This is a genomic window from Photobacterium angustum (assembly GCF_003026365.1).
Taxonomy (GTDB): Bacteria; Pseudomonadota; Gammaproteobacteria; order Enterobacterales; family Vibrionaceae; genus Photobacterium; species Photobacterium angustum.
The window spans coordinates 1-15054 of the sequence record NZ_PYOM01000018.1; the positions used below are offsets into that span (position 1 = coordinate 1).

Genomic DNA, 15054 nt, shown 5'->3' on the forward strand with positions numbered 1-15054 from the left:
AAGTTATAATGATCACCAACTTTATCAATCATAAAAATACAATTGCACTTTTTCTCCGCAAGTATAGCTTTTATCTTTTCGGGAATAATGAAATCTTTAGGTTTTATTATTCTATGAGTAAAACCATTGTTCGTAATATCAATCGCACTATAGTCATTATTTACGTAATCCCGATAGTCATTAGGTAACTTACGAAATAGATTAAATCCAGAATATGCAAGCAGAACAATAGATAAAACGAGAAGCCCTCGCTTTATAACTAAAAATAATTTTCTCAAAGGTAATTTTTTAGCTTGATTTCCAACATTTTTTTCAATAGGTAAAACAATTGAAGTCTCATCTTCATGCTCTAGTTTCTCTTCTGAAATACTTGTTTTTTCAAGATCAAGCCGATAGCCAACACGAGGAACAGTTGCAATGATTTCATCATTAGGAAAATAAGTAGAAAGAGACTGGCGAATTTTCGCGATAGATTTTGTTAAAGAAGAATCTGTAACAACGGTATGCTCCCAAGCAAAGGTTTTTAATTCTTCTTTTGAGACAATGTCGTTTTGTCGTTCAAGTAACAGCGTCAATAAGCGTGACTCTGTATATGTCAAAAGTTGTTGTTGACAACTATCTGATAATAAACCTTTTTTAGAATCAAAATTGACATGATTTATTTGATAATTCGTTGACATGAAACCCATTATTCAAAATTTACCTAACCACAAATTTACAATTATTACGTAAGTTATAGAAAGATATCACATTACAATTCTATTAACCTTAACAGCTCAAGTATTAGCTCAAGAAAGAACCAGTTATTAAATAATATAACAAAAAAGCCCATAGCTATTCCTAACTATGGGCTAAATGAAGATGAATCGTTTAAATTTTAATTCGCTTCTGCAAGGGTAGCTTCCGCTTCTTTCATTGCAGTCGTTGGTTGACCTTCTGCACCATGCATCCAGTCAACTAACTTACCTGAGAACACGATAAGAATAAGACCTGATAGCGTTGCAGCAATTGCGATACCACCAAAGATAGATAGCGCACCGGCATCGCCAATATGTGAACCAATAATACCCGCCGCATAGTTCGCTAATGCGTTAAACGAGAACCACACACCCATTAGTAGTGAACATAATCGTAATGGTGCAAGTTTCGTTACCATCGATAAGCCAATTGGTGATAGACATAGTTCACCCAGTGTATGGAAGAAATACGCACCTACAAGCCATAGCATTGATGTTTTTACTGTTAAATCACCACCTTGTTCTAACGCTGCTCCCACCATGAATAGGAAGCCAATTGCTAGGAAGAACAATGCAGCCGCAAATTTAATTGGTGAGCTTGGCTCCTTCGAACCCATTTTTACCCATAATGAAGCGATAACAGGCGCTAAAGTAATAATGAAGAACGGGTTAAGTGATTGGAACCACTCTGTTGGTACAGTAAAGCTGCCAATAATACGATCTGTATACTGTTGGGTGTAAATGTTCATCAATCCACCAGCTTGTTCAAAGCCAGCCCAAAAGACAATAACGAACAGACCCATAACCATGATAACTTTTAAGCGATCACGTTCAACTTTTGTTAATGGCTCTTTTTTACCTGATTTGTTTTTTGCTGCATCACGTTTAGCCGCAGCTTCAATACCAATATTACCCAAGTAACGACGTGCAAATAACATTTGAAGCGTTAAACCAATACAGATACCGATACCTGCAGTTGCAAAGCCTGCTTTATAGCCCCAGATTGTTACAGCGGTACCTGCAATAATACCAGCAAGTAGCGAACCTAAATTGATACCCATATAGAAAATGGTAAATGCACCATCACGACGGTTATCACCTTCCTCATAAAGATCACCAACCATAGTTGAGATATTGGCTTTAAATAAACCATTACCGATGATCATCAAGGTCAGACCAGCATAGAAAACATGCAATGCAGAATCACCAACAACCGAGTTAGGAAGTGCAAGTACAAATTGTGCTGCAGCCATTGCCACACCACCTATCATGACGCAACGGCGTTGTCCTAAAAAGTTATCGGCAATCCAACCACCGATTAAAGGAGTAAGGTAAACAAGTCCGGTATAAGTTGCGTAAAGACTTAGCGCATCTTTTGCTGTCCAGCCAAAACCACCGTCCATTGTTTTTGAAGTTAAATAAAGGACAAGAATGGCGCGCATGCCATAAAAGCAAAATCGCTCCCATAGTTCAGTACCAAACAATAAGAACAACCCCTTAGGGTGTCCTAGTAATGTGCTAGAGTCTCTTCTCATAATTATTCCTTTTAATCAGATTTTTATTCAAAATATGAATACAGGAAATGTTATAAGGGATAATTATGCGTAACTCAAATTAAGCATAAAATCTCGTTGAGGCTTTTTTATGACAAGTAATTGATATTAAAACAAAACAAAAAAACAATAAAATATAGTGAAAAATAATGTTGCAAATACGAGGCAGTTGTAAAAACTAGCTATTACTAATTAACCAGTGTTTTACACTAAATCCTGACACACCTGACAAGTTTAATATTGTTTGTTTTATTTATTTGAACTTAAACACAAGATAAATGTTTGTTTGTCGTGATTTTACAAAACAAAACATAAAAACAAACAACTAATTAACATCAATACAAAGGTATAGTCTAGGCACTTAAACATAGAATTTTATCCCAGAGCACATTATTCACATTGTTGAATAAAATGAGGTATTAGTTCAAATAAGTCCCCCACTAACCCATAATCGGCATAAGAAAAGATACTCGCATCAGGATCGCTATTAATAGCAACAATCACTTTTGCATCTTTTATCCCGGCAATATGTTGAATTGCCCCCGAGATCCCAATGGCAATATAAAGGTCTGGAGCAATAATTTTCCCTGTTTGTCCTATTTGATAATCATTAGGTACAAATCCAGCATCCACTGCAGCGCGAGAAGCGCCAACCGCGCCATGTAATGTATCTGCTAATTGCTCAATCAATAAAAACCCATCTTTGCTTGCAACACCTCGCCCACCTGCGACCACAACACGTGCAGTAGTAAGATCTGGTCGCTCCTGGTTACTTCTTTGCATACTGACAAACTGGGTATGGGTTAATGGGTGACTTATCTTTAGCATTTTTTGCTCGGCGTGTTGCTCCGATATGCCACAAGGCTCGAAACTAGCACCACGAATCGTCGCTAACATTACAGCTTCACAAGACTTAACCTCAACCGTTGCGTTACCAGCATAAATCGGACGAACAACAGAATCTAAGCCAGTAAATTCCATCACATCGGATAATTGCTCTATACACAACATCGCAGATACTCGCGGTAATAGATCTTTACCTGATGTGCTACTGCTCATAAAAATATGACTATAGTTCGATGCAAGATCCTTAATAACCTTGGAGACGTTTTCTGCCAAACCATGCTGATAACAAACATCATCCACCAATAACACCTTATCAATATCGGTTAACTCTGCTGCCTGCTGTGCAACACACCCACATTGAAAGCCAACCACAAGAATATGAATACTTAAATCGCTGCTAAAACGCCGTAATGAAGCAGCCGCTGTAACAGCCTTAAGTGTTGCTAACGAGATATTCTGATGTTCATGCTCTGCGATAATCAAAACGTTTACTGTCTTCATTAGATCACCTTTACTTCGTGACTTAACTTATCAATAAGTGCATCGACATTGTCGACTATAACCCCTGCTGTCCGTGGTTTTGGCGCGTTATAGCGAAGTATTGTTTGAGGCGTTGTCTTTATCAGATTTTCAAGCGATGGGTACTTCAAACTATTTTTGTTAATAAAGTCTTGCAACGAAATAGTCGTTAATGGTTTAGCTTTCGCTTTCATAATATTTGGAAGTGATGCAAATCTGGGTGTATTAAGTCGTAAATCGCAGCTAATCACACATGGAACTTTAACCGCCAACGTTTCAAGACCACCATCGACTTCACGGGTCACAATAAGCTCATTTAATATCGAAGGGTTGTAATAGTTAATTTCTGAAGCATAAGTTGCTTGTGGGTAGTCTAATATTCCTGCCAGCATTTGAGGTGTTTGATTGTTATCGCCATCAATAGACTGTTTCCCCATTAACACCACATCAGTCTTGTTCTCTATCGCTAATACAGATAACAGCATGGCTATTTTAAGCGGGGTGATCTTTGTTACATTGTCACTTTCAGTTTGCTTTGTATTGATATGAATAGCGTTATCAGCACCTAGTGCTAATGCCGTCCTTAATGATTCATTGCAACTATCATCCCCAATACAAACAACAACGACCTCAGACGCTATTCCTTGTTCTTTAAATTGTACGGCTTGTTCAAGTGCTATTGCACAAAAAGGATTAATGGTTTTCTTCACATTATGATCGTCAATACCACTATTATCATCCTTAACACGGATCGCTACATAAGGATCAACCACACGCTTTATCGCCACTAATATACGGATTGTAGATTCTGCCATATCGCATACCTCTAATAAGAAGTCGTTGATTTAACGGCTAATACTGGAATGTCTTTGTTTCTTTGAGCCTAGTTGAATTTACGTTTACGTCAACTGGACTATAGTTAAATGAGGCAATAAAGGAGTCATCTATGGCAGAGGAAGAATGTGCTCAAGACAGTATCTCTTTTGATGTTTTAATCGTCGGCGCAGGACCTGCCGGGCTTGCTAGTGCTATCCAGCTTGCTCAATTAGCTAAAGAGCATCAACGCCCATTCTCTATCGCTGTAATAGAAAAAAGTGCCGAAATCGGCGGACACATTTTATCTGGCGCCTTGTTTGATCCCCACGCACTCAACGAATTATTACCAAACTGGCAAGATACTGATTGCCCAGTCCGGACCAAAGTAAAACATGATGATTTTTATTGGTTAACCAACTCACAATCAGCATTTTCGATCCCGCCTTTATTACGTCCAAAAGTGTTTGAAAATCACGACCATTACATTGTTAGCTTAAGTGAGTTATGCCGTTGGCTAACAAAACAAGCCGAACTATTGGGTGTCGAAATCTACCCAGGCTTTTGCGCTGACAAAATACAGTTTGAACACCAAAGGAGTGACAGCGTAACAAGCGATAATGCCGATTTACCCATTTATATGAGCACCGTAAAGGGGATTACAACCAAAGAAATGGGATTAGATAAACAAGGTAACAAGAAAACAAACTATCAACCCTCTATGCATATTAACGCGCGGTACACTATCTTTGCCGAAGGTAGTCGAGGGCATTTAGGAAAAGCACTAATAAAACAACTTAAGCTCGATAAGCACAAACAACCGCAACATTACGCATTAGGGATAAAAGAAATTTGGCAGGTTCCCAAGCAACAGCATCAACAAGGCAGAGTGATCCATAGTTTGGGGTGGCCACTAAGCGAATCAAGCTCAACGGGTGGCGCTTTTATGTACCACCTTGATGATAACCATATCGCAGTAGGGCTTATTACCGACTTAAACTACCGTAACCCCTACCTTAGCCCGTTTGATGAATTTCAACGGCTAAAACATCACCCTCTATTTGCGCAAGTTCTTCAAAACGGAAAACGAATTGAATACGGTGCAAGAGCCATTACCAAAGGTGGTTTAGCCTCCCTACCCAAACAGTCATTTCAAGGCGGCGTATTAATAGGCTGTGATGCTGGTACCCTGAATATGAACAAATTAAAAGGCTGCCACACCGCGATGAAATCTGGCATGTTAGCGGCAAGCGCGGTATACAGTGAATTAATTCGAGATCATACTCATACCGAGCCTTGCTATAACGCTCTTTTTGAAAGCAGTTGGTTGTATGAGGAGCTTTACCAAGCGAGAAATACGACCGCAAATATACATAAATTCGGCCAACTGACTGGCGCTATTGCAACCTATTTAGAGCAAAGCCTATTTAGTGGTTATGCAAAATGGCAGCTTAATAACAACGCGCCAGATCATGCTTGCTTACTGCCTATATCAAAAGCAAACAAGATAAGTTATCCAAAACCAGACAACCAATTAAGCTTTGATAAAACATCTTCACTCTATCTTGCTTCTATTAGTCACCCTGACGATCAACCTTGCCATCTTCTATTACAAGATGCTCAAATCCCAATAAGCCAACACCTAAAAGCGTTTGATGAACCTAGCCAACGTTACTGCCCTGCTGGCGTATATGAAGTAATCACAGAGAATAACCAAGCTAAATTTCAAATTAATGCAGGGAACTGTTTACAGTGCAAAGCCTGCGATATAAAAGATCCTTCTCAAAACATTTCTTGGACGCCACCAGAAAGCGGATCTGGGCCTAATTATAGAAAAATGTAATAAGTCTAAACTTTTTTTGAATTAAAACTCGCAAACACAACAAAACGCTTCTAACATCAAGCTGACACTAAAAAACACATAATATGTTGTTTTTTATCATATATATCTATTTACTCATCATATACCACCCAAATATATGCACAGAATGCATTTAAAAAATGAAAAGCATTCATTTTACTCATGACCCTGTAAATCATAGTATTTATCTCAAGCCAAGAAGCAGTGAAGACAGCGAAATTACGACTGTTGAATAATTAAAAATACGCTTCAAAAGCAGTGAATTAAAATCAGCCGATCGTGCTCAACACACATCAGATTTTACGTTTATGGTGAGTCAGTCTCATCATAACGCATTCGCATATATCACCTATTGAGGTAAACATTATGACAATCCCTACTACAGAAATGTTAGAAGCGTGGAAAGGTTTTAACGCGGGCAACTGGCAGCAAGAAGTTAACACTCGTGACTTCATCCAGACTAACTACACGCCTTATGAAGGGGATGAGTCTTTCCTAGCTGATGTTACAGAAACAACAACATCACTATGGAATACCGTTCTAGAAGGTATTAAAGAAGAAAGCCGCACTCACGCGCCGGTTGATTTCGATACTGATTTACCATCAACAATTACTTCTCACGATGCAGGCTACATCAACAAAGATCTAGAAAAAATTGTAGGTCTACAAACTGATAAACCACTTAAGCGTTCAATCATTGCTAACGGTGGTATTCGCATGGTGAAAAACTCATGTGAAGTATACGGTCGCAAACTTGATGAAAGTGTAGAGAAGATCTTCACTGATTACCGTAAAACACACAACAAAGCAAGTTTCGACCTATACACCAAAGAAATCCTAGCATGTCGTAAATCTGGCATCATCACAGGTCTTCCAGATGCTTACGGTCGTGGTCGTATTATTGGTGACTACCGTCGTCTAGCGCTATACGGTATTGATTTCCTTAAAGCTGACAAGCAAGAACAATACAAGTCAACTCAATCATTCCTAGAGCAAGGTCAAGATCTAGAAAAAACACTTCGCCTTCGTGAAGAGTTAGCAGATCAGGTTCAAGCACTAGAAGACATCCGTCAAATGGGCTTGAAATACGGCATCGATATGTCTGCACCTGCACGCACAGCACAAGAAGCGATTCAGTTCACTTACTTCGGCTACCTAGCAGCAGTTAAATCTCAAAACGGCGCAGCAATGTCACTAGGTCGTACATCAACATTCCTTGATGTATTTATCGAGCGTGATATTCAAAACGGCTTGATCAACGAGCAAGAAGCGCAAGAGATGATCGACCACTTCATCATGAAGTTACGTATGGTTCGTTTCTTACGTACACCTGAGTACGATTCACTGTTCTCTGGCGACCCAATCTGGGCAACAGAAGCAATGGCTGGTATGGGTGTAGACGGTCGTACTTTAGTAACAAAGAGCACATTCCGTTACCTACATACACTGCACACAATGGGTCCTGCACCAGAGCCAAACATGACTATTCTTTGGTCTGAGCAACTCCCTATTGCCTTTAAAAAGTACGCAGCGAAAGTATCGATTGAAACATCATCTGTTCAATACGAAAACGACGACCTAATGCGTCCTGACTTCAACAACGATGATTACGCAATCGCATGTTGTGTAAGTCCACAGGTTGTTGGTAAGCACATGCAGTTCTTTGGTGCGCGCGCTAACCTTGCAAAAGGTCTGCTATACACCATTAACGGTGGTATTGATGAAAAATCTAAAGCACAAGTTGGCCCACAAGTAGCCAAAATCGAAGACGAAGTATTAGACTTTGATTCACTAATGCCACGCTTTGATTCAATGTTAGATTGGTTAGCAACACAATACGTGACAGCATTGAACATCATCCACTACTCTCACGACCGTTACAGCTACGAAGCATCTCTAATGGCATTAATGGATCGCGATGTACGCCGTACTATGGCATGTGGTATTGCTGGTCTTTCTGTTGTTGCTGATTCACTATCTGCAATTAAATTTGCGAAAGTAACACCAGTTCGTGACGAAGATGGCGTAGCAATCGATTTTAACATCGAAGGTGACTACCCTAAATTCGGTAACAACGATCCACGTGTTGATGATATCGCTTGCGACCTTGTTGAGCGCTTCATGAAGAAAATTCAGAAGATGCACATGTACCGTGAAGCAATTCCAACACAATCAATCTTAACCATCACATCAAACGTTGTGTACGGTAAGAAGACAGGTAACACACCTTGTGGTCGTCGTGCTGGTATGCCATTTGGCCCAGGTGCAAACCCAATGCACGGTCGTGATGAAAACGGTGCGGTTGCATCACTAACATCTGTATCTAAACTCCCATTTGCTTACGCGAAAGACGGTATCTCATACACCTTCTCTATCGTGCCAAATGCATTAGGTAAAGATGAAGAAACACAGAAACAAAACCTTGCAGCGCTAATGGATGGTTACTTCCACCACGAAGCAGCAGGCGCAACAGATGGTATCGAAGGTGGTCAACACCTAAACGTGAACGTATTAAACCGTGACATGTTACTTGATGCTGTTGAACACCCAGAGAAATACCCACAGCTAACAATTCGTGTTTCTGGTTACGCAGTGCGTTTCAACTCACTGACTCGTGAGCAGCAACAAGACGTGATTAGCCGTACTTTTACTAATAAGATTTAATAATTTGCTACTACGTTGGTAATATCCGACTACCTACCTAGGTATTACCATTTTGCCGCCATAGTTTAACCCAGCTATGGCGGCTTTTTTATTCATTATTAAAGAGCATTTTGATGAGCAAAGATAACTTGATAATACCCATATAATTTATGGCTATTTATTTTCGGCATTTTATCGCTTACTCCCTCTCCATAAATAACAGAATAAGGACAATAATCATCAAGATAAGGACATTTAACGCTGGTAGTAGTTAGCTCTAACAGAATAATCGTATTAAATTTTTTATTGTTATAAACACTAGATATAAAGCCTTGCAGCCCTAATGGATGGTTACTTCCACCATAAGGCAGCAGGCGCAACAGATGGCATCGAAGGTGATCAACACCTAAACGTGAATGTATTAAACCGTGACATGTTACTTGATGCTGTTGAGAACCCAGAGAAATACCCACAGCTAACAATTCGTGTTTCTGGTTACGCAGTGCGTTTCAACTCACTGACTCGTGAACAGCAACAAGACGTGATTAGCCGTACCTTTACTGATAAGATTTAATAATTTGCTACTACATTGGTAATATCCGACTACCTACCTAGGTATTACCATTTTGTCGCCATAGTTTAACCCAGCTATGGCGGCTTTTTTTTATTCATTATTTACAGAAGATTTATAATCGCAAAACCTACTCTTTCAGCTACTAAATTAACAAAGGTTTTATGCTTACTATGTAAATAAATGCATTACAAATGAGGTTGTGAACTCACTCGATAAACTGTATTTATTGCTCTAATTTAAGTCTCCAGTTTCGTATAAAGAGCTATCGATGACTAAAAAGATCAAGAAATAACATGTTAAATGCAATCATTCAGCTCATTACTTCTGTTCCTAAATTAATACTTATCGCACTTTCTTTCGCGATTCTTTCAGGCTGTGCGTCGAAGGAACTTCTACTAGCTCAACCATCTTTGGTTGAACAGCAAACTTCAAAATTATTACCACAACGCCCAAATAAAACAGACTTATATTTTGTAGGTTTTGCGGCAGACTCTAGTCAGAACGTATTTAGTAAAGAAGTTAAATATGCACAACAGTTATTTGATAACAAATTTGATACCAAAGGACGCTCTGTTACATTGATTAATCACTCATCAACTATCAATGAAGCTCCGATGGCTACACTATCGAATCTTGATAATGTATTAAAAAATATTGGTAACACTATCGACAAAAATGAAGATATTGTTTTTCTTTTTCTGACTGGACATGGTTCTTTTGAAAAAGGCTTACACTCTAAACTTTGGCCGCATCACAAAGAGTTAATAAAACCCAAAGATCTTAAAAAATCCCTCGTTGAGTCAAAAATAAAGTGGAAAGTTGTCGTGGTTTCATCGTGTTTCTCAGGACAATTCGCTAATGAAATTGCAGATTTACATACTTTAGTTATTACAGCGAGTAATCCAAACCAACCATCATTTGGTTGTACAAACACCTCTGAATTTACTTATTTTGGTGAAGCTTTCTTTAAAGAACAGCTTGCACAAAATGCTTCATTTATAATGGCCTTCATCGCGGCAAAAGCCAGAATCACAGTTAAAGAAAATAAAATGGGATTCGAGAATTCACAACCAATGATGATTACGTCAAAACCTATTATCGATAAGTTAAAAGAAATATCTCAATAATATTATTATTTCAGACTATGTCGTTCTATGAAGTAACAAACGACAAAGCGGAGCCTTAGCTCCGCTTTTTATTAATACATCCGTTATGAATTATATTTTCATTTTCTCAACAACGGCTCAATTACGATTCAAGTTTTAACTTAAATCGACATTTTTCGTACCAAAGAACCATGTTGCTACAAAACCTACAATATAAGCGATCAGCAAACCAATGGTGAATATCGCCATGCCAGCAAAGATACCAGAACTTGAGGTCATTAAAGGTAAAGCAACAATACCAGATGGACCAAATACTGTGTTTAAACCAATTGGTAATCCCAGATACGATACTAACCCAATAAAGAAACCACCAGCAGAGCCCCCCACACATGCAGTAACAAAAGGTTTAACACGCGGTAATGTCACACCATAGATAAGCGGCTCGCCGATACCTAATAATCCCGGAATGATCGCCCCTTTTACCTGCACGCGTAACAAAGATTCTTTTTTCGCTTTAGCATATAAAGCCAACGCTGCCCCCACTTGCCCCGCCCCTGCCATGGCTAAAATTGGGAAAAGTGAGTTAAAGCCTTGAGCGTCCATCAGTGCAAAGTAAACCGGAACAAAGCCTTGGTGGATACCAAACATCACTGAGATTAAGAATAAACCCGCTAAGATCGCACTGCCGAATGGATTACCATTTAAGTTGATAAATAACCATGACATACCTTTAAACAGCTCACCACCAATTGGCATGATAATTACAAAGGTAACAGCACCCATGATCAATAAGGTGATCATAGAAGTTAAAATCATATCTAAGTTATCTGGTATAAATTGGCGGACTTTTTTCTCAACCCAAGCACCAATAATCGCTGCAATCAGTACCCCAATAATATTGCCTCGTGGATCGATACCATTGCCGAAAAAGTCGTTCATTCCAGAGAAAATGCCAGACGTTGCATCTGGGTTATAACCGAGTACAAACAGTGATGCTAAAATCGCACCGTTTACCCCTGAACCACCAAACGCTTGCTGCGCATTGTAACCAATAAGGATACTTAGGAAGCTAAATAAACCTTTACTGAAAACTTTCATATACGCAATTAAATCAAGTAAATGAGCATTAGGCGAAGCCTGCCCTATAACAAAAAGTTGTTCCAGCAAGGTCGCTATACCTAGTAGTAAACCTGCGGCAATGAAACCGGGAATTAAAGGCGTAAATATAGTTGCAAACTTGCTCAAAAAGCGTTGTGCTGCACTTGTTTGTTTTTTCTTTAATTGCTGTTTATGTGCAGAAGCCACATCTTTTAGGTCTGAATGTGTTTTTGGAGAAGTTTTCTCCTCATCTTGCTCGTTCTCAAGCATACTATTCATCATTTCAGCTGCGGTCTGTGCCTTGCCCGGCCCTAACACAATCTGAAATTGATCGTCACTTTCAACTAACCCCATCACCCCTGCAATGCGCTTAATTGAATCTCGATCCGCTAAACTGTCATCTTTTAAAGTAAGACGCAATCGCGTCATGCAATTACCGCATTTTATAACGTTTCCGTTGCCGCCTATTGCAGTGAGTATCTCTTGCATCATTGAAGCAGTTATTTTGGCCATCTTATGATCCTCGATATAACCGATTATTTTATTATTCTTGCTCTAAAAGTGCATGACGAATAAAGCCATGATGCTTACCGAGTTTTGCAGTCGCTAACTCAGCATCAATATCAAGTAAAATCATAAGGATTGCGGTTTTACAATGGTTATTACACTGGGCAAGTGCCTCCGCTGCTTGTGATTCACTGCACCCTGTCGCTTCAACTACAATATTATGTTGACGTTGAATGAGCTTGGCATTGGTCGCTTCAACATCGACCATCAAATTACCAAATACTTTCCCAGTTCGGATCATTGCCCCTGTGGTTAACATATTTAGTACTAATTTCTGTGCAGTACCGGCCTTCATTCTTGAAGAACCGGTTACCACTTCAGGGCCAACAACGGGTGTTAATGAAATATCTGCGATCTGCGTCATTGGACTATTCGCATTGCAACTTAATGTAGCAACGGTTGCACCGATACTTTTTGCGTAATTCATTGCACCTAAGACATACGGCGTACGTCCGCTTGCAGCAATACCAACAAGCACATCTTTTTCATTAAAACCAATCTGTTGTAAGTCACTAGCTCCTAATTCAACATTATCTTCTGCATTTTCAACAGCCTTTAAAATCGCTGTATGGCCACCAGCAATTAAACCAACCACCAAGTCCGGATTAGAACCGTATGTAGGAGGACATTCACTGGCATCCAAAATACCTAATCGCCCTGATGTACCAGCACCGGTATAAATCAAACGTCCGCCAGATTGGAAAGCATTAGCGATAAGATCAACAACCTTGGCAATTTCAGGAATAATTGCTTCTACTGCAAGTGCCACTTTCTTGTCTTCTTGATTGATAACTTTCAACATCTCAACCGTTGATAGCATATCGATGTTTTCACTATCTTTATTTCGGCTTTCTGTCACTAAGGTTGTTAGATCAATTTTCATTATCTGCTCTCTTCACTCGGAGGTTTTGTTGAGAGGCATCATAACGAATAAAAAATTCATTTAAGTGATAGTTATCACAACTAAAATTATTCATTTTGTGCCAAAATTAGAGAATAAATACGAGTCACAACTCATTTGAAAATTTTAAACAGCATGAAAATAACTCATTTATTCAGACAGTTAACTCCACTCAGCTTTAATGAATAATGTTTAAGTCTCGTTGAATAATTAATTCAAGAAAAATAGGAAAATATGAGTATTTTAGAGCGAATGCAAAACCAAAGAAGTAGCTTATCGAGTAATGGAGTGAAGATATTAGACTTTATTCTTGAAGACCCAGCTTCGTTAAGTGCCTATGTCAGCCAAGATATAGCGGTAAAGGTAGGAGTTTCACAATCTGGTGTGATCAAATTTGCTCAACGACTTGGCTTTAAAGGGTTTACAGCTTTAAAACTTGCTATTATTGAAGATCTTGCTCAACAAAATGCCATACTTGAGCCCAAAAGACCTATTCATAACAAGATCCATAGCGATGATTCTTCAATAACGATTGCACAAAAGTTAATACAAGAGAAAACACACGCTATGATTGCGACAACCAACGCTATCAATTTTTCAGAATTTGAAACTATCGTAAAACGGCTAAATCAAGCACATCGCATTCAAATTGTAGGCATTGGGGGTTCAGCATTAACCGCCAAAGATCTCACCTTTAAGCTGTTAAAATTAGGTATTACTGCACTCACTGAACAAGATACACATGTGCAAATCGCAACAGCGAATACATTAACGAAAGACGACATACTCATCGCTATTTCATTTTCAGGAAAACGGCGCGAGATAATAATGGCAGCACAATCAGCTTATGACAAAGGCGCGACAGTCATTGCGTTAACAAATATAAAAAAGAGCCCTTTACGGCAATTAGCCCACTATACGATTGACACTATTGCCGATGAAAAACAATTTCGAAGCTCTTCAATTTCTTCGCGAACCGCACAGAACGTTATCACTGATCTACTTTTTATGGCCTTATTACAGCTTAAAAGCGATGATGCTAAATTACTTTTAAGTGATATATCATCAGTCATTGATAGAATTTAACTTAATAATTATCAATACAATATTCTGCAAATATATTTTTATGTCAGGCCGTGCCATCAACAGTGAATTTATAACGTTGAAAGGTAAACACAAACCTCACGCTCTTTTCCTTGCATGTGGCTTATCTGATTACCTTTATAGGTGACGCCAAGTTTGTTGATAACCGATCTTGAACGCGCGTTATCGGCTAAATGGGTTACTTGTAATTGTGTTAAACCACGATGCTCTTTCATGTACGAAATTAATAAGCTTGAAGCTTCAGTCGCATAACCATTTCCCCAAAAAGGAACACCCAGCCAATACCCTAGCAAACCTACGCCATTTTCTATTTTCGGAAAACTTACCGTACCAATGACTTCCATTGTTTGTTTTAAAACGATGGCATAAACAATACCTGTACCGCTTAAGAACATGTTGCTATGCCGCTGAATCCAATTGTGTGCATCAGATACACTGTATGGATAAGGTATATTTGCTGTCATGTCAGAAATTCTTTGATCACTTAGCAAGTTAGCTACTTGTTCAGCATCTGTTAGCGTAAATGGTCTCAAAATTAAGCGTTGGCTTTCTATCGTTTGCTGCATCACATTAGGCTCCCTATTCATAATGATGAAATATATGACTTTAGTTTAAATAATATTCAGCTTTCCCTTGACCTCAACTTAACTTGAGGATTCAAACTCGCTTTAACAAATGAATCTAATGAGGCATTCCCTCATGCTCCCCAGCAAGAACAAGTTTAGAGGTACA

11 protein-coding genes and 1 pseudogene are annotated in these 15054 nt (G+C 38.9%); 5 read left to right on the forward strand and 7 right to left on the reverse strand.

Annotation, left to right across the window (positions count from 1 at the left end):
• The 4 genes from CTN01_RS17125 to CTN01_RS17140 all read right to left on the reverse strand — a co-directional run.
• Positions 1-680 (reverse strand): winged helix-turn-helix domain-containing protein (locus tag CTN01_RS17125; RefSeq protein ID WP_211317083.1); only part of this gene is annotated, 680 nt, incomplete at its 3' end.
• Between the two features lie 197 nt (positions 681-877).
• Entirely contained in the window at positions 878-2272 is a 1395-nt protein-coding gene (locus tag CTN01_RS17130; protein ID WP_039871731.1) for a peptide MFS transporter, read from the reverse strand.
• A 408-nt stretch (positions 2273-2680) separates the two neighbouring features.
• Entirely contained in the window at positions 2681-3637 is a 957-nt protein-coding gene (locus CTN01_RS17135) for an electron transfer flavoprotein subunit alpha/FixB family protein (RefSeq protein ID WP_045147295.1), read from the reverse strand.
• A complete protein-coding gene (locus CTN01_RS17140; RefSeq protein ID WP_080896137.1) occupies positions 3637-4470 on the reverse strand; it encodes an electron transfer flavoprotein subunit beta/FixA family protein in 834 nt (277 codons plus the stop codon). Before CTN01_RS17140 ends, CTN01_RS17135 begins: the two co-directional genes overlap by 1 nt.
• A 131-nt stretch (positions 4471-4601) precedes the next feature.
• Here CTN01_RS17140 and CTN01_RS17145 point away from each other — a divergent pair, with 131 nt between their 5' ends.
• The 4 genes and pseudogenes from CTN01_RS17145 to CTN01_RS17160 all read left to right on the forward strand — a co-directional run bounded on the left by CTN01_RS17145 (position 4602) and on the right by CTN01_RS17160 (position 10673).
• Positions 4602-6311, forward strand: coding sequence for an electron transfer flavoprotein-ubiquinone oxidoreductase (locus tag CTN01_RS17145; protein WP_045147297.1), 1710 nt, complete (start codon positions 4602-4604; stop codon positions 6309-6311).
• A 384-nt stretch (positions 6312-6695) separates the two neighbouring features.
• A complete protein-coding gene (pflB, locus tag CTN01_RS17150; RefSeq protein WP_045147300.1) occupies positions 6696-8993 on the forward strand; it encodes a formate C-acetyltransferase in 2298 nt (765 codons plus the stop codon).
• Between the two features lie 307 nt (positions 8994-9300).
• Positions 9301-9546, forward strand: a pseudogene (locus CTN01_RS17155) (autonomous glycyl radical cofactor GrcA); the annotation flags it as partial.
• A 293-nt stretch (positions 9547-9839) separates the two neighbouring features.
• The gene (locus CTN01_RS17160) at positions 9840-10673 is read left to right on the forward strand and encodes a C13 family peptidase (RefSeq protein ID WP_045147301.1); all 834 of its coding nucleotides are present in this window, start codon (positions 9840-9842) and stop codon (positions 10671-10673) included.
• Between the two features lie 135 nt (positions 10674-10808).
• Here the strand turns inward: CTN01_RS17160 and murP are convergent, their stop codons facing one another.
• Complete coding sequence (murP, locus tag CTN01_RS17165) at positions 10809-12263, reverse strand: PTS N-acetylmuramic acid transporter subunit IIBC (protein WP_045147304.1); 1455 nt, start codon at positions 12261-12263, stop codon at positions 10809-10811.
• Between the two features lie 31 nt (positions 12264-12294).
• Positions 12295-13200 (reverse strand): N-acetylmuramic acid 6-phosphate etherase, encoded by a 906-nt coding sequence (gene murQ, locus CTN01_RS17170; protein ID WP_045147306.1) that lies wholly within the window; start codon positions 13198-13200, stop codon positions 12295-12297.
• A 252-nt stretch (positions 13201-13452) separates the two neighbouring features.
• On the opposite strand from murQ, the gene CTN01_RS17175 reads away from it, so the two are divergent.
• Entirely contained in the window at positions 13453-14304 is an 852-nt protein-coding gene (locus tag CTN01_RS17175; protein WP_045147308.1) for an SIS domain-containing protein, read from the forward strand.
• 68 nt (positions 14305-14372) lie between these two features.
• Here CTN01_RS17175 and CTN01_RS17180 read toward each other — a convergent pair whose 3' ends face one another.
• Positions 14373-14888 carry a GNAT family N-acetyltransferase gene (locus CTN01_RS17180; RefSeq protein WP_045147310.1) on the reverse strand — a complete coding sequence of 172 codons (516 nt, stop codon included), beginning with the start codon at positions 14886-14888 and terminating at the stop codon, positions 14373-14375.
• Positions 14889-15054 lie beyond the last annotated feature (166 nt).